Origin of the sequence: Microbacterium sp. NPDC090007, assembly GCF_044748345.1 — a bacterium.
Taxonomy (GTDB): domain Bacteria; phylum Actinomycetota; class Actinomycetes; order Actinomycetales; family Microbacteriaceae; genus Microbacterium.
This window is the reverse complement of the sequence record NZ_JBIVFV010000003.1, coordinates 222,858-238,659: the sequence shown is the minus strand read 5'-3', so window position 1 is coordinate 238,659 and position 15,802 is coordinate 222,858. Positions and strand designations below refer to the sequence as shown.

General features: G+C 70.3%; 14 protein-coding genes. 8 read left to right on the top strand and 6 right to left on the bottom strand.

Annotation, left to right across the window (positions count from 1 at the left end; translation table 11 throughout):
- The first annotated feature begins 37 nt into the window (after nt 1-37).
- Nucleotides 38-1,987: a 1-deoxy-D-xylulose-5-phosphate synthase gene (gene dxs / locus ACIPVB_RS12365; protein WP_400369277.1), complete on the top strand. Its 1,950-nt coding sequence runs from the start codon at nt 38-40 to the stop codon at nt 1,985-1,987.
- Nucleotides 1,988-2,726: 739 nt separating this feature from the next.
- Here the strand turns inward: dxs and ACIPVB_RS12360 are convergent.
- The 4 genes from ACIPVB_RS12360 to ACIPVB_RS12345 all read right to left on the bottom strand — a co-directional run bounded on the left by ACIPVB_RS12360 (nt 2,727) and on the right by ACIPVB_RS12345 (nt 7,921).
- Nucleotides 2,727-4,865 carry a 3-hydroxyacyl-CoA dehydrogenase NAD-binding domain-containing protein gene (locus ACIPVB_RS12360; protein ID WP_400369276.1) on the bottom strand — a complete coding sequence of 713 codons (2,139 nt, stop codon included), beginning with the start codon at nt 4,863-4,865 and terminating at the stop codon, nt 2,727-2,729.
- Nucleotides 4,862-6,070, bottom strand: coding sequence for a thiolase family protein (locus tag ACIPVB_RS12355; RefSeq protein ID WP_400369275.1), 1,209 nt, complete (start codon nt 6,068-6,070; stop codon nt 4,862-4,864). Before ACIPVB_RS12355 ends, ACIPVB_RS12360 begins: the two co-directional genes overlap by 4 nt.
- A 71-nt stretch (nt 6,071-6,141) precedes the next feature.
- Complete coding sequence (locus ACIPVB_RS12350; protein ID WP_400369274.1) at nt 6,142-7,338, bottom strand: ribonuclease D; 1,197 nt, start codon at nt 7,336-7,338, stop codon at nt 6,142-6,144.
- A complete protein-coding gene (locus tag ACIPVB_RS12345) occupies nt 7,331-7,921 on the bottom strand; it encodes a DUF3000 domain-containing protein (protein WP_400369273.1) in 591 nt (196 codons plus the stop codon). The genes ACIPVB_RS12350 and ACIPVB_RS12345 overlap by 8 nt, the downstream gene beginning before the upstream one ends.
- Before the next feature lie 25 nt (nt 7,922-7,946).
- On the opposite strand from ACIPVB_RS12345, the gene ACIPVB_RS12340 reads away from it, so the two are divergent.
- Nucleotides 7,947-9,152 (top strand): alpha/beta hydrolase family protein, encoded by a 1,206-nt coding sequence (locus tag ACIPVB_RS12340; RefSeq protein ID WP_400369272.1) that lies wholly within the window; start codon nt 7,947-7,949, stop codon nt 9,150-9,152.
- 31 nt (nt 9,153-9,183) lie between these two features.
- On the opposite strand, the gene ACIPVB_RS12335 is transcribed toward ACIPVB_RS12340, so the two are convergent.
- Both ACIPVB_RS12335 and ACIPVB_RS12330 read right to left on the bottom strand, forming a co-directional pair.
- Entirely contained in the window at nt 9,184-9,624 is a 441-nt protein-coding gene (locus ACIPVB_RS12335; RefSeq protein ID WP_400369271.1) for a SufE family protein, read from the bottom strand.
- 34 nt (nt 9,625-9,658) lie between these two features.
- Nucleotides 9,659-10,561 (bottom strand): sulfurtransferase, encoded by a 903-nt coding sequence (locus ACIPVB_RS12330; RefSeq protein WP_400369270.1) that lies wholly within the window; start codon nt 10,559-10,561, stop codon nt 9,659-9,661.
- Between the two features lie 119 nt (nt 10,562-10,680).
- Here ACIPVB_RS12330 and zapE point away from each other — a divergent pair, with 119 nt between their 5' ends.
- From zapE to ACIPVB_RS12300, 6 genes are all read left to right on the top strand, one after another.
- Nucleotides 10,681-11,718: a cell division protein ZapE gene (gene zapE, locus ACIPVB_RS12325; RefSeq protein ID WP_400369269.1), complete on the top strand. Its 1,038-nt coding sequence runs from the start codon at nt 10,681-10,683 to the stop codon at nt 11,716-11,718.
- A 166-nt stretch (nt 11,719-11,884) separates the two neighbouring features.
- Nucleotides 11,885-13,159 (top strand): ammonium transporter, encoded by a 1,275-nt coding sequence (locus tag ACIPVB_RS12320; protein WP_400369268.1) that lies wholly within the window; start codon nt 11,885-11,887, stop codon nt 13,157-13,159.
- Nucleotides 13,160-13,238: 79 nt separating this feature from the next.
- On the top strand, nt 13,239-13,754 hold the full coding sequence (locus tag ACIPVB_RS12315; protein WP_400369267.1) for a type II toxin-antitoxin system PemK/MazF family toxin: 516 nt from the start codon (nt 13,239-13,241) through the stop codon (nt 13,752-13,754).
- Nucleotides 13,755-13,856: 102 nt separating this feature from the next.
- On the top strand, nt 13,857-14,240 hold the full coding sequence (locus tag ACIPVB_RS12310; protein ID WP_400369265.1) for a YbaB/EbfC family nucleoid-associated protein: 384 nt from the start codon (nt 13,857-13,859) through the stop codon (nt 14,238-14,240).
- Nucleotides 14,230-14,553: a type VII secretion target gene (locus tag ACIPVB_RS12305; protein ID WP_400369263.1), complete on the top strand. Its 324-nt coding sequence runs from the start codon at nt 14,230-14,232 to the stop codon at nt 14,551-14,553. The genes ACIPVB_RS12310 and ACIPVB_RS12305 overlap by 11 nt, the downstream gene beginning before the upstream one ends.
- Nucleotides 14,550-15,800, top strand: a complete 1,251-nt coding sequence (locus ACIPVB_RS12300) for a hypothetical protein (protein WP_400369262.1) — start codon at nt 14,550-14,552, stop codon at nt 15,798-15,800. Before ACIPVB_RS12305 ends, ACIPVB_RS12300 begins: the two co-directional genes overlap by 4 nt.
- Nucleotides 15,801-15,802 lie beyond the last annotated feature (2 nt).

Here is a 15,802-nt window from a genome sequence, read left to right as displayed (position 1 = left end):
ACGCGCGACACCGCGCGCGCCCCACGAGAGGAGTCGTATGGCTCTCCTGCCCGGCATCCACGGACCCCGTGACCTCGATGCCCTCACGCCCGACGAACTGCGTCAACTGGCCGCCGAAGTCCGGTCGTTCCTCGTCGAGAACGTCGCCCGTACGGGCGGACACCTCGGTCCCAACCTCGGCGTCGTCGAGTTGACCATCGCCCTGCACAAGGTGTTCGACTCCCCGGCCGACCCCATCATCTTCGACACCGGACACCAGTCGTACGTCCACAAGATGCTGACCGGGCGCCAGGACTTCTCGGACCTGCGCTCGCGCGGCGGTCTCGCCGGCTACCCGCAGCGGTCCGAGAGCGAGCACGACGTGGTCGAGTCCTCGCACGCGTCGAGTTCTCTGAGCTGGGCGGACGGCGTCTCGCGCGCGTTCAGCCGCACCGGGCGCCGCGACCGTCACGTCGTCGCCGTCGTCGGCGACGGCGCTCTCACCGGCGGCATGACGTGGGAAGCGCTGAACAACATCAGCGACGACAACGATCGCAATCTCGTGATCGTCGTCAATGACAACGGTCGCTCCTACGCGCCCACCATCGGCGGCATGGCTCGCTACCTCAACCGGGTTCGCACGAACGAGGCGTACCGGACGCTCCACCGCGGCTCCGACACCCTCTTCCGCCGCCTCGGTCCGGCGGCACGCGCTGTCTACCGCGGGGTCCGCGGGGGCACCCACGGCTTCCTTTCGCGCTTCACCAACAACGAGGCGCTGTACAGCAACCTCGACATCAAGTACCTCGGACCGATCGACGGGCACGACTTCGAGTCACTCATCGAGACGCTCGAGCTCGCCAAATCGTACGGCGCCCCGGTCATCGTGCACGCCATCACCGACAAGGGCAGCGGCTACGCCCCGGCGATGAGCGACGAGGCCGATCAGTTCCACGCGGTCGGCAAGATCGACCCGATCACCGGCGAGGCTCTCGGCTCCGGCGGCGGCACCCAGTGGACCGACGTCTTCGCCGACGAACTGGTCCAGGTCGGCGCCGAGCGCGACGACATCATCGCGATGACGGCGGCGATGCTGCGGCCCACCGGGCTGCAGAAGTTCTCGGAGCACTTTCCCGAGCGCGTGTACGACGTCGGCATCGCCGAGCAGCACGCGGTCGCCTCCGCTGCCGGCCTCGCCTTCGGCGGTCTGCACCCCGTCGTCGCGATCTACGCCACCTTCATGAACCGCGCGTTCGACCAGGTGATGATGGACGTCGCCCTGCACAAGGCCGGCGTCACCTTCGTCCTCGACCGTGCCGGTGTCACGGGCCCCGATGGCCCCAGCCACCACGGCATCTGGGATCTGGCGATGCTGCAGCTGGTCCCCGGCATCCGCATCGCGGCTCCCCGCGACGCGGCACGCCTGCGCGAGGTCTTCCGCGAGGCGACCGCCGTCGAGGACGCGCCCACGGTGGTCCGCTACCCGAAGGGCAAGGTCAACGACGACGTCGAGGCGGTCGAGCGTCTGCATGACGGCGTCGATGTCCTCGCTCGCGGCGCGACCGAGGACGTGCTGCTGGTGGGCATCGGCCCCATGGTCCACCTGGCGATGGAGGTCGCCGACCGCCTCGAGGCCCAGGGCATCGGCGCCACCGTCATCGACCCGCGCTGGGCGATCCCGGTGCAGCCCTCGATCGTCGACCTCGCCCGCGAGCACCGCCTGGTGATCACGATCGAGGACGGCATCCGCGTCGGGGGCGTGGGGACGCGCGTACGCCAGGTGCTCCGCGAGGCGGGGGTCGACACGGCCGTCGACGAGCTCGGCATCCCGGACGAATTCATCGACCACGCCACGCGCGAGCAGATCCTCGAGGATGCCGGGCTCACGGCATCCAAGATCGCCAACGACGTGGTGGCCCAGGTGCTCGGAACGCGCATCCCCATGGCGCGTCAGACGCCGACGGGCTCGATCCCGACCATCGCCGAGTGGGAGCAGACCCGCCCGTAATCCGCGGACGGACGGCCGGGATGCCCTCATCCCGGCCTGTTCCGCGTCCTCAACCCGCGCGACCCCCGGCACGAGAACAGGCGAGCGCACCGAGAACAGGACAAAACCGCCGCAGACGGCCTGTCCTCGTCGCACCGCCTGTTCTCGTGACCGTCCGCCTGTTCTGGTGACCGTCCGCCTGTTCTCGTGACCGTCCGCAGATAAGCCCCCGCGCGGCACGAGAACAGGCGAGCGCACCGAGAACAGGACAAAACCGCCGCAGACGGCCTGTCCTCGTCGCACCGCCTGTTCTGGTGACCGTCCGCCTGTTCTGGTGACCGTCCGCAGATGAGCTCCCGCCGGTCACGAAAACAGGCAAACGCATCGAGAACAGGACAAAACCGCCGCAGACGGCCTGTCCTCGTCGCACCGCCTGTTCTCGTGACCGTCCGCCTGTTCTGGTGACCGTCCGCAGATGAGCTCCCGCCGGTCACGAGAACAGGCGAGCGCACCGAGAACAGGACGAAACCGCCGCAGACGGCCTGTCCTCGTCGCATCGCCTGTTCTCGTGAACGTCCGCCTGTTCTGGTGACCGTCCGCGGATGAGCTCCCGCCGGTCACGAAAACAGGCAAGCGCACCGAGAACAGGACAGAACCGCCGCAGACGGCCTGTCCTCGTCGCATCGCCTGTTCTCGTGACCCCGCGCGAACGACAGCGGCGCCGCCCCCAAAGGGACGGCGCCGCTGTCGTGTCCCGGGTTCAGGCCCCGATGCCGCGGATCGGCGGGTGGTGGAACGTGTCGCCGAAGGCACGCTCCGACGCCCCCTCGCGGTCAAGGTAGGGCGAGGCGCCACCGTCGATGAAGGGCCAGCCGGCGCCGAGGATCAGGCACAGGTCGATGTCCTGCACCGCGGGGACGACGCCCTCATCGAGCATGATCTTGATCTCCTGCGCGAGACCGTCCTGCACACGGGCGAGGATCGTCTCGGATGCCACGGGCGTCTTGCCCGTCACCAGGACCTTCTGCGCGGCCTTGGTCCAGCCGGTCACGCGGCCGCCCTTGTCCTTCTCGACGACCTCGGGCAGGGCTGCCAGCTCGTGGAAGTTCTCGGACGAGAAGAACCGGTCGGGGAACGCGTGCGCCATCGTGTCCTGCACGTGGGCGGCGACCTTCCAGCCCACGAGGTCGATCAGCTGGAACGGTCCCATCGGCAGACCGAGCGGGGCGAACGCCTTCTCGACGACCGCGATCGGGGTGCCCTCGTACACGGCACGCGCGGCCTCGCCCATGACCTTGGCCAGCAGACGGTTCACGACGAACCCGGGCGCGTCGGCGGTGAGCACCGCGTTCTTGCCCAGGCCCTTCGCCACGACGAACGCCGTCGACAGAGCGGCGTCGGAGGTGGCATCCGTCTTGACGACCTCGATGAGCGGCATGACCGCGACGGGGTTGAAGAAGTGGAAGCCGACGAGACGCTCGGGGTGCTGGAGTGCCGAGCCGATCTCGGCCACCGACAACGACGAGGTGTTGGTGGCGAGGATGGCGTCCTCGGCCACGATCTTCTCGATCGCGGCGAACACCTCCTGCTTGACGCCGACCTCTTCGAACACGGCTTCGATGACGAAGTCGCAGTCCGCGAACTCCGCGCGGTCGGTCGTGCCGTGCACGAGAGCGCGCAGCTGGTTGGCCGTGTCGCCGTCGAGGCGGCCCTTGGCCTCGAGCTTTCCGATCTCTTCGCGGATGGATGCCACGCCCTTGTCGACGCGGCCCTGGTCGAGGTCGGTGATGATCACCGGGACGCGGAGCTTGCGCACGAACAGCAGCGCGAACTGCGACGCCATGAGACCCGCGCCGATGACGCCGACCTTCGTGACCTTTTTGGCGAGCGCCTTGTCGGGAGCCCCGACCGGACGCTTGGCGCGCTTCTGCACGAGGTCGAAGGCGTACATGGATGCCGCGAACTGGTCGCCCGTGATGAGGTCGGCCAGCGCCTCGTCCTCGCGGGCGAAACCCTCGGCCTTCGTGCCGCTCTTGGCCTTGTCGAGCAGGTCCAGCGCGACGTAGGGGGAGCGGGGGACGGTACCGATCTTGGACTCGAGCATGCCGCGGGCCATCTTGATCGCGATCGGCCACTTGGTGAGGCGCTCGAGCTTGCCCGGCTCGTTCTTGCGCTCGACCTTGACGCGGCCGGTGAGCACGCCGTCGGCCCACCGCAGCGAGTCCTCCAGGTAGCTGGCCGCCGGGAAGATGGCATCCATGATCCCCAGGTCGAAGGCCTGCTGGGGCTTGAGCATGCGGTTCTGCTTGAGCGGGTTCGAGATGACGACCTCGAGCGCGTTCTCGATGCCGATGAGGTTCGGCAGCAGGTAGGCGCCGCCCCAGCCGGGGATGATGCCGAGGAACACCTCGGGAAGCGCGATCGCCGCAGCGGACGCGTCGACCGTGCGATAGGTCGAGTTCAGTGCGATCTCGAGGCCGCCGCCGAGGGCGAGGCCGTTGACGAACGCGAACGAGGGAACGCCGAGCTCCGACAGCGAGCCGATCACCTGGTGTCCGCGCTGCGCGATGAGGCGGGCGACGTCCTTCGACGGCAGCTTCGCCACATCGGACAGATCCGCGCCGGCGGCGAGGATGTACTGCTTTCCCGTGATCGCGACGGCGTGGATCTCGCCGGCGGAGGCGCGCTGCTTCAGCGTCTCGAGCGTCCGGCCGAGCTCGGCGAGGGTCGCCGGGCCCAGCGTGTTCGGCCGGGTGTGGTCGCGCCCGTTGTCGAGCGTGATCAGCGCGACGACATTGCCCGAGGGCAGACGTACGTCGCGGACGGGGGAGTGCGTCACCACCTCGTCGCCGGTGAGGGCGTCGAGGGGCGAGAAGTCGATCGAGGTGTAGTCGGTCACTTGCGCTTCTTCTTTCCGTCGAAGAGCGGGTTCTCCCAGATGACCGAGCCGCCCTGGCCCAGGCCCACGCACATCGCCGTGAGGCCGTAGCGAACGTCGGGTCGCTCGGCGAACTGCGCCGCCAGCTGGATCATGAGACGGACTCCGGATGCCGCGAGCGGGTGCCCGAGGGCGATCGCACCGCCCCACGGGTTGACGCGCGGGTCGTCGTCGGCGATGCCGAAGTGATCCAGCAGCGAGATCACCTGGATGGCGAAAGCCTCGTTCAGCTCGAACAGACCGATGTCATCGATCGTGAGGCCGGCCTTCTTCAGGGCCTTCTCGGTCGAGGGGATCGGACCGATGCCCATGATCTCGGGCTCCACGCCCGCGAAGGCGAACGAGACCATGCGCATCTTGGGCGCGAGACCGAACTCCTTCACCGCGCCGGCACCGGCGAGCAGGCTGATCGTGGCTCCGTCGGTCAACGGCGATGAGGTGCCCGCCGTGACCCGGCCGTGGGGGCGGAACGGCGTCTTCAGCGTCGCGAGGCCCTCGAGGGTCGTCTCGGGCCGGCGGCCCTCGTCCTCGGTGGCGAGTCCCCACGCGCCGTCGGCGTCCTTGACCGCGACCGAGACGAGGTCGGGCTGGATCTTGCCGGCGTCGTACGCCGCCTGCACCTTGTGCTGACTGGCGACGCCGAAGCGGTCGGCGCGTTCCTTGGTGAGGTGGGGGAACCGATCGTGGATGCGCTCGGCCGTGACGCCCATGTTGAGCGCGCCCGGGTCGACGAGGCGCTCGGCCACGAAGCGCGGGTTGGGGTCGACGTTGCCGCCGATGGGGTGACGACCCATGTGCTCGACACCGCCCGCGAGGGCGAAGTCGTACATGCCGACGCCGATCGAGGCACCCATCGTCGTCACGCTGGTCATGGCACCGGCGCACATGCGCTCGACCGCGAGGCCGGGCACCGTCATGGGCAGCCCCGCCAGGATCGCCGCGGTGCGCCCGAGGGTGAGCCCCTGGTCGCCGGTCTGCGACGTCGCGGCGATCGCCACGTCGTCGATCCGGTCCTTCGGCACGTCGCCGTTGCGCTCCATCAACCCGATGATCGCCTTGACGACCAGGTCGTCGGCGCGGGTGTTCCAGTACATGCCCTTCTCGCCGGCGCGCCCGAAAGGGGTGCGCATTCCGTCGACGAAGAAGACGTCCGTCATCTCGGCCACTCTGCCTCCATTGTTTGGGATGTCCCCAGCCTAAGAAGAGCGTCGCGGCGGACGGAATCGGTTGTCCGAACCTACGAATCGATTCCGGAAGCGTCGTCCGAGGAGTTGAGGGAAGCTACAAAACTATCCGCGATCACCTGTGCGGTCTGGTCAATCTGCCACGCCCGCGCGCCGAGCTCGCCCAGCGCAGCACCGATCGATTCCGCCGTCATCTCGGCCGGCGGCGCCCACGCCACGCGTCGCAGGGTCTCCGGCGTCAGCAGGTTCTCGGTCGGCATCCGCAGCTCCTCCGCTCTGGCCTCGACGGCCGGGCGCGCGGCCTTGAGCCGACGGTCGGCGTCGGGGTTGCGGTCCGCCCAGGCGCGCGGCGGGGGCAGGGTGTCGCTGGACACGCGGTCGGCCGGCAGATCGGTGGTCTCACGGCCGGCGACGATCGCGTTCCACCAGCGGTCCAGCTGGCTACGGCTGGCACGGCCGTTGAACTCCTTCACACCCGCCAGCGCCTGCTTCGTCGCCGGGTCGGCCAGGACGGCGGCGACGAGTGCGCGGTCGGGGACGAGGCGTCCGGGGGCGATGTCCTGCTCGCGGGCGAAATCCTCGCGAGCCTGCCAGAGCGACCGGGCGACGGCCAGGGAGCGGCGTCCGCGGACGGTGTGCAGACCGCTCAGCCGGCGCCACGGGTCATCCCGGACGGGCTTGGGTCGGCGCTCGAGCACCGCCTGGAACTCCTGACGCGCGAATTCGGTCTTGCCCTGCTCGTCGAGCTCGGCCACCAGCACGTCGCGCACGTCGATGAGGTGCTCCACGTCGAGGGCCGCGTACTCGAGCCACGACGCGGGCAGCGGCCGCGTCGACCAATCGGCGGCGGAGTGGGCCTTGGCGAGCGTGATGCCCAGGGTCTGCTCGACCACGGCGCCGAGACCGACGCGCTCGTGGCCCAGCAGCCGCGAACCGAGCTCGGTGTCGAAGATGCGCGGCGGCTCGAGCCCTCGTTCGCGCAGAGACGGCAGGTCCTGACTCGCGGCGTGGAACACCCACTCGACGTCGCCGATCGCGTCCTGGAGCGGGGCGAAGTCCTCGATGGTCGACGGGTCGAAGAGGAACACCCCGGCCTCGCGACGAAAGACCTGGATGAGGTACGCCCGCTGCGAGTAGCGGAACCCCGAGGCGCGTTCGACGTCGACCGCAACCGGACCGCTCCCCGCGGCCAGGGTCGAACAAGCGGCGAGGAAGCCCGCGGCATCCTCGATGACGATGTACTCAACCACGCGTGGGCCTCCGGGCTCCGAACACAGCGACGCCCTCCGACCCCGGGGGGAGGCCGGCGAGCATGCAGACGAGTTCCGCCCACGCCTCGAGGTGCGGGCGGATGGGACCGCGCGGCGACCACGACGCGCGAAGTTCGATCTGCGACCCCTCGCCCTGAGCCGCGAGGGCACCGAACCCGGTCGACAGGGTCTTGGTGGCCGTGCCGGACTCGGAGTGGCGGTCGGCACCGCGCGAGTCGAGGGCGTCGATGAGCCACGACCAGGCGACCTCGGCCAGGAGGGGATCGATGCCGATCTCGGGCTCGAGGGGAGCCTGCGCGAAGCAGACGATGCGCCACGCCCCGCCCCACGGCTCGGGCTCCTCCGGATCGTGCAGCAGGATGAAGCGACCCGTTCCGAAGGGGGAATCCGTCGCGTGCTCCTCGGGCCGGACGTCACCGGCCAGCGCGAGGGAGAACGGCGCGAGACCGGTCGGCGAGGGGATCTCGCGCACGACCAGATCGTCTCGGAACACCGTGGCGCGCACGTCCTCGGCCGCCCGCGCGAAGGGGCCGGCGGCCTCCGCCGGGCGATGGTCACTCACGGCCACAGACTAGAGTGAGGCCTCGATGAACGCTCCCAGGCGCGCCGCGGGCGCTCGCGCATCTCGACGCGGCCCCACCGGCATCCGCGTCGCCCTTTCCGCTCTGAGCCTCGCCCTGGCCGCCTCGGCCGCAGCCCTCGGAGCCGTGTCCTACCGCGTCGCCCGCACGGTGGTGCGCCCGGCGGGCCGCCTGCCCGACGTGAAGATCACGCGGGTGGATGCCGCCGCCCAGACCATCACGCTGCAGCGGACGCCCGACACCGAGCTGCCGGGGCGGTACGGCCTGTTCACCGTGGGATCGGCGTCCTACCTGCGCCTGGGCGCGGTGGTGGCCGCCGACGAGACGACCGTCACCCGCAAACTCCTCACCCACGTCCCCGGCGACGGCGACCTGGCCGCAGAGGCCGCGTTCAGCGGCTGGTACTACGACGCCCCCGACCAATTGCGGCGGGAGTTCCGCGACGTCGACATCGACACCGGCGTGGGCGCGTGCCCGGCGTGGGAGTTCCCGGCCGCCGCCGACACCGACGTCTGGGTGATCCAGGTGCACGGCCGTGGCACCACGCGCGCCGAGACCCTGCGAGCCGTCCCCGTCTTCCACGACCTGGGCATCACCAGCCTCGTCGTGTCGTACCGCAACGACGGAGAAGCCCCCCACAGCGCTTCGGGCACCTACGCCCTCGGCGCGACCGAGTGGCGGGATCTGGATGCCGCGATCGGCTACGCGCGTCGGCACGGCGCCCGACGCGTCATCGTCATGGGGTGGTCGATGGGCGGGGCGCTCGCGCTGCAGGCCGCCCTCGAATCGCCGCACGCGGACGTGATCGCCGGCCTGGTGCTGGAGTCGCCGGTCGTGGACTGGCGCACGGTGCTGACGTACCAGGGACGCCTGATGCGCCTTCCCGCGCCGGTGGTCGCTCTGGCGCAGAGCACGATCGTGTCGAACTGGGGCGCCGCGGTCCTCCGCAGCGGGGAGCCGATCCCGCTCGACCGACTGGACGCCGTCGCGCGTGCGGCGGAGCTGCGGCATCCCGTCCTCATCCTGCACAGCGACGACGACGGCTTCGTCCCCTCGGACGCCTCGCACGCCCTGGCGGCGGCACGCCCCGACCTGGTGACGATGGAGACCTTCTCGGGCGCGCGTCACACCAAGCTGTGGAACTACGACGAGACGCGGTGGTCCGACGCCATCCGCGACTGGGTGCGCGCCCGCGGACTCGCGCGCCCCTGACGAGGGATGCCGCGCCCCCGGCGGGCACGCGTCAGGCCGCGCGCTTGGCCCGGACCTGGCGCTTCGCGCGCATGAGCATGCCGGTCATCCCGGCGATCCGCAGCGGGCTCACCGCGCGGGTGAGACCGATGCTCTGCGGGAAGTCGTCGGGCACGGCCAGCATCTCGTCGGCGGTCAGCCCGGTCAGCCCCTGCGACAGGATGCTCGCGAACCCCCGGGTCGTAGGAGCCTCGGCCGGAGCGGTCGCGTGCATCGCGACGCGGTCGGCATCGTCGACCGTGACGATGATGAACACGGGCGACTGGCACTCCGCGACGCGCTCGGCCATCTCGGGGTGGTCGGCGTATTCGGCCGGGACGTCGGGCAGTTCCTGCGAGAACTCCAGCAGCAGCTGCAGACGGTCGGGTTCGTCGAGCTCCAGGAACTCGTCGCGGATCTCGGCAAGGCGGGCGGGGAGAGCGGTGTCGGACATCTCCGTCATCCTCCCACGCCCGCGCCCGACCGGATCAGCGAGCCGGGACTTCTCCGGGCTCGGCGCCCGAGACGATGGGCACGCGCACAGCGCTGCCCCACTCGGTCCAGGAGCCGTCGTAGTTGCGCACGTCGTCGAACCCGAGCAGGTGCTTGAGCACGAACCACGTGTGGCTGGAGCGCTCGCCGATCCGGCAGTAGGCGACGATCTTGTCGCCGTCGTTCAGCCCCGCACCGTCGCGGTAGATGGCATCCAGTTCGGCACGCGACTTGAAACCGCCGTCCTCGGCCACGGCCTTGCCCCACGGCACGCTCTGCGCGCTCGGAATGTGGCCGGCGCGGAGCGCCCCCTCTTCGGGGTAGGCGGGAGCGGTCGTGCGCTCGCCGGAGTACTCCTCGGGGGAGCGCACGTCGATGAGGGGGTTGCCGAGGTGGGCCAGCACGTCGTCCTTGTACGCCCGCAGCAGGGAGTCGTCGCGCTCGACGACGGGGTAGTCGGTGGGCGCGACCTCGGTCTTGTCGGTCGTCAGCGGGCGCCCCTCGGCGATCCATTTGTCGCGACCGCCATCGAGCAGGCGCACATCCTGGTGGCCGAAGAGCGAGAACACCCACAGGGCGTAGGCGGCCCACCAGTTGTTCTTGTCGCCGTAGATCACGACGGTGTCGTCGCGCGAGATGCCCTTGCGGCCGAGCAGCGCGGCGAATCCCTCGCCGTCGACGTAGTCGCGCACCACGGGGTCGTTGAGCTCGGTGTGCCAGTCGACCTTGACGGCGCCGGGGATGTGGCCCGTCTCGTACAGCAGCACGTCCTCGTCGGATTCCACCACGACGAGGCCGGGCGTTCCCAACCGTTCCTGCAGCCATTCGCCGGTCACGAGCCGACCGGGCTCGGAGTACTCGGCGAATTTGGGGGAGGTGGTGTCGATCTCGACGGTCACGGAGAACTCCTCGGTCAAGGCGGCGGATACGGCGGCATAGGGTGGACACCGCACCTTCGACCCTAGATCCGCGGCAAGGGGCACGCACCCTCCCCGTAAGACTGCGACACAGGACGGCCATGACCTCTACGCCCGCGACGACCGGCCTCATCCACCTCACCGACCGCGAGCCCGCGGTCACGGGTGCCGAGATGGTCGGTTCCCTCGTGCCGCCGCCGCAGTTCGACGGCGCCACCTTCGCGTCGTACCGGGCGGACGACGCCTACCCCTCGCAGCAGGAGGCGAAGGAGCTGCTCCAGGCGTTCGCGGGCACGCCGTCCACACCGGCGAAGAAGGGCGGCTTCTTCCGCCGCGCCGAGAAGGCGCCCCTGGTCAAGCCCGGCGTCTACCTCGACGGAGGTTTCGGCGTGGGAAAGACCCACCTCCTCGCCGCGATCTACCACGCGATGCCCGCGCGACGGAAGTACTTCGGCTCGTTCATCGAGTACACCGCCCTGGTCGGGGTCCTCGGCTACGCCAAGGCCGTCGAGCTGTTCCGCGGGTCCGATCTGCTCTGCATCGACGAATTCGAGCTCGACGACCCGGGCGACACGATGGTCATGACCCGTCTGTTGGGGGAACTCGTGGCATCCGGGACCCGACTCGCCGCGACGTCGAACACCCCTCCGAACGCCCTGGGAGAGGGGCGCTTCGCCGCGCAGGACTTCCTGCGCGAGATTCAGTCGATGGCCGAAAGCTTCCGCACGATCCGCATCGACGGCACCGACTTCCGTCAGCGCGCCATCGACGGCGCGGCCAAGGTGCTGTCCGACGCCGACTACCGCTCGGCGGTGGAAGCCGCCGCGGGCGGGGGAGTGGCATCCGACGATTCGTTCTCCGACCTGGTCGGGCACCTCGCGCGCGTGCATCCCTCGCGCTTCATCCGGCTGATCGACGGCGTCGACGTCATCGGTCTGCGCGACGTGAACGTGCTGCACGACCAGTCGGCGGCGCTGCGCCTGGTCGCCTTCGTCGACCGCGCGTACGACGCGCAGATCCCGATCCGCGCGACGGGTGCCGCCTTGAGCACCGTCTTCAGCGACGAGATGCTGGCCGGCGGGTATCGCAAGAAGTACCTGCGTGCGGTGTCGCGCCTGGTGGCGCTCACGCACTCCTGACCGGTTCTCATCACCCGCTCTCGGGTACGCGAAACGCGATGTTTACGTCGGCGGCATCTCTGTAACGACCCCGAAACACGAGGCGAACGCCGATGGAAACCGGGGCTGGGAACACTGGGGGGACCCGACGCTACACCTGCGTCCCTGCAGAGAGGTTCCCTCCGAGATGGATCAAGGCAACACCGCATTCATCCTGATAGCAGCGGCACTCGTGCTGCTCATGACGCCAGGACTCGCGTTCTTCTACGGCGGCCTCGTCAAGGCCAAGAGCGTCATCAGCATGATGATGATGAGCTTCGGCGCGATGGGCCTCATGGGCGTCCTCTGGGTGCTCTACGGCTACGCGATCGCGTTCCCCACCACCGCCGAGGGCACCACGCAGATCCCCTGGGCGATCGACTTCACCAACCTCAGCCTGGCCGGTGCGTTGGAGACCCCCGAGGGCGCGGCCTACCCGCCGCTGGCCTTCGTGGCCTTCCAGGCGACATTCGCCATCATCACCGTCGCGCTCGTCTCGGGTGCCATCGCCGACCGCGCCAAGTTCGGCGCGTGGATGATCTTCGCCGCCATCTGGGCGACGGTGGTGTACTTCCCGGTCGCGAGCTGGGTCTTCAACTTCGGTCTCGCCGATGACGACTCCTTCGCCTACGGCGGCTGGATCACCCACGGCCTGCAGGACGTCTTCGGCGTCGGAGCGATCGACTTCGCCGGTGGGACGGCCGTGCACATCAACGCCGGTGCCGCCGCCCTCGCCCTGGCCCTGGTCCTCGGCAAGCGCGTCGGTTTCCAGAAGGGCGCGCACGTCCCTCACAACCCGCCGTTCGTCCTGCTCGGCGCGGGCCTGCTGTGGTTCGGGTGGTTCGGCTTCAACGCGGGCTCCGAGCTCGCCGCAGACGGCACCGCGGCCCTCGCCTTCGTCAACACGATCGCGGCTCCCGCCGCCGCCCTGCTGGCGTGGCTGATCGTCGAGAAGATCAAGGACGGCAAGCCCACGTCGGTCGGCGCGGCCTCCGGTGCGGTCGCCGGTCTCGTCGCGATCACCCCCGCCTGCGCCTCGCTGACGCCGTTCTGGGCCATCATCCTCGGTCTCGTCGCCGGTGCCGTCTGCGCCCTGGCGATCGAGCTGAAGTTCAAGCTCGGCTTCGACGACTCGCTCGACGTGGTCGGCATCCACCTGGTCGGCGGTCTGATCGGAACCCTGTACCTCGGCTTCTTCGCCGATACCACGGGCCTCATCTACAGCGGTTCGATCAACCAGCTGCTGGTTCAGCTGATCGCCGCGGTCGCGGTGCTCGCCTACTCCTTCGTGCTCGCCTTCGTCATCGGCTTCGCGATCGAGAAGACGATCGGCTTCCGCGTCAAGAACGAGGATGAGATCGCCGGCATCGACACCGTCGTGCACGGCGAAGAGGGATACGTCCTCTCCGACACCCGGGGCTGAGTTCTCCACCCCGAACGGGGCGTCGCCGACTCGTCGGCGGCGCCCCGTTCCGTCGTCCCCCCGTGCCTAGAGTGTGTGCATGGGAACCACGTCTCGCCTCGTGTCCGCACTGCTGGGCCTGTTCCGTCCCGCGTCCGCGGGTCCGGCACCGAGACGCACGCCCCCGGGCCGTCCCGCCGGGGCTCCCGCCGCTGCGCAGACCGTCGAGGTCGACCCGCCGCGACGCCTGACGCTGTCGTACGAGCCGCGGCCCGACAACGCCCCCGACGGGGGTGAGATCGTGTGGACCTGGGTGCCGTACGAGGAGCGGGACGGACGCGGAAAGGATCGTCCCGTGCTGGTGATCGGCAGAGCGGATGCCACCCGCTCCTACGCCGTGCGCCTGACCAGCAAGCCGCACGACGGCGATCGCCAGTACCTCTCCCTGGGGACGGGCGACTGGGACCCGCAGCGCCGACCGTCGTGGGTCGACGTGGAGCAGCTCTACCTCGTTCCGGACGCGGCGATGCGCCGTGAGGCGGCCGCCCTCGATCGGGCGCGCTTCGACTCCGTCGCAGCGGCCCTGGGCGCGCGGTACGGCTGGAAACGCGGCTGAGCCATCGCCCGCTCATGAGAGCGGAGTGAGAGTCCTCTCATCCAGGGCGGAATCCGCCCCGCGAGCATGCCGTCGGACGCGCGCAGACATTAGCGTGATCGCGTGTCGCCGGATCCCGACGAGTCTTTCGCCCAGGTCGAAGCCGACGTGCGTCGTGCCGAGAGTCGTGCCGCCCGGATGCCGGCGTTCGAGGCCGCCGTCGCCGCCGCCCGGGGGACGGGCCGTTCGCGCGGCCGGGACATCGTCGTGCAGGTCGACTCGGCGGGTCGCGTCGTGGATCTGCGGCTGAGCGAGTCCGCCCTGGCGCGGGGAGCGTCCCGTCTGGCCGCCGAGCTCGTCACCGCCATCCGCGAAGCCGAGGCCGACGCCCACCGCGCCACGCTGCAGGCCGTGACAGGCCTGCTCGGCGCCGACGATCCCATCGTCGCGCAGCTGCGGGATGCCGCCGCCCCCACCGCTCGAGAGAGGACCGCCCGTGGCCGATGACATCACCGTCGACTTCGAGGCCCTCCGCCATCACGCAGCGTTCGTCGACGCGCTCGTCGGCGACGTCGAGACCGCGTTGTCGGCGCTGCGCGGCGGCGATCTGCTGCCCGACGCCTTCGGCGTGCTGTGCTCTTTTCTGGTGGCGCCGAGCGTCGCCCTGTCGGCGGCGGCGACCGGACTGCTCGGCGAGGATGCCTCGCTGCTCGTGCGCACCGCCGGCGAACTGCGGCGGACGGCCGATCAGTGGGAGCGGTTCGAGGACGACGCCGTCGCGACGATCCGTTCGCTCGAGGCCGCGATGGACGCGCGATGAGCGCGGTGGTGGCGCCCGGTACGACGTTCTCGGGAACGCGGGTCATCGCCTCGGGCCGCGCTCTGGCGGAGGCGGTGCGCAGCGGCGACTGGCTTCAGGGCGGCACCGCGCTGCTCGACACGCTCGGTGACGCGGCCGCCGCGCTCACCGATCCGATCGCCACGCTGACCTCGTGCGGGCTCGGATGGGTCATGGAGCACCTGCAGCCGCTCAGCACGTGGTTGGAGCAGCTGACGGGAAGCGCCGCGAACGTCGCCCAGGTCGCGGCGCAGTGGAGCACCGCAGGCGCGTCGATGAGGCAGGCCGGCGCCGACCTGTCGCGCCGTCTGAGCGACCTCGACGGCATGAGCGGCGCGAGCATCGCGGCGTACGTCCGTTTCGCGGCGGACGCGGCGCAGCACCTCGGCGCATCGGGGGAGTGGGCGCAGGCCGCGGCCGGCGGCCTGAGCTCGGCATCCGCTCTCGTGACCCGCATGCAGGGTGTGGTCAAGTCCGCGATCTCGAAGGTCGTCGCCACCGCCATCGAGGCGATGGCGGTGGTCGCGGCGTCGTTCGGGCTGGGCATGGGATACGCCATCGCCCGGGTCGTGATGAAGGTCAACGAGATGGTGAACAAGGTCGTCCGACCGCTCCGGGCGGTGCTGGGGTCGGTGAAGGCGCTGACGGGGCTCGTGCAGCGGCTGCGCGGCGTGTTCGACGAGACGTCCACCACGACCGCTGCCGCCCTGCGCGGGGGAGGGCAGGCCGTGCGCCTCGACGCCGGCGCCGTCGTCGACGCGACCGCGGCCACACGCTACGCCGGCACCGCGGCCCGCGATCTTCGCGCCGCCGGAGAGCGGGCGGATGCCGTGTCGCACACGCTCGCGCCGGTCACGGCTCCGGGCGTCGGAGCGCGCGTGATGATGCCGGGAGGGGAACCCACCGCGGACGGCCCCCTGGATGGACGGGTCGCGCTGGACGCGTCCCACGGTGCCTCTGCGTCGGCGGTCGGGCACACGAGTCCATCTGTCGGGCTCGGAGCCGCACCCGGAGTCCACACGGGCCTCACGGGCGGGCTGCTGAGTGGAGCCGCCGGCGGTATGGCGGTCGCCGCCGGTCCACGTGCGGCGGCCGGCGGGACGGGGGTCGGCGGACTCCGTCCACCCGTCACCGGAACGGGTTCGGCCTCACCCGCCACCGGGAATCGCGCGCGCCTCGGTCAGCGTCGTCGCGACCTGCGAGTCGTGATCCGGGATGCCGATACCTGACC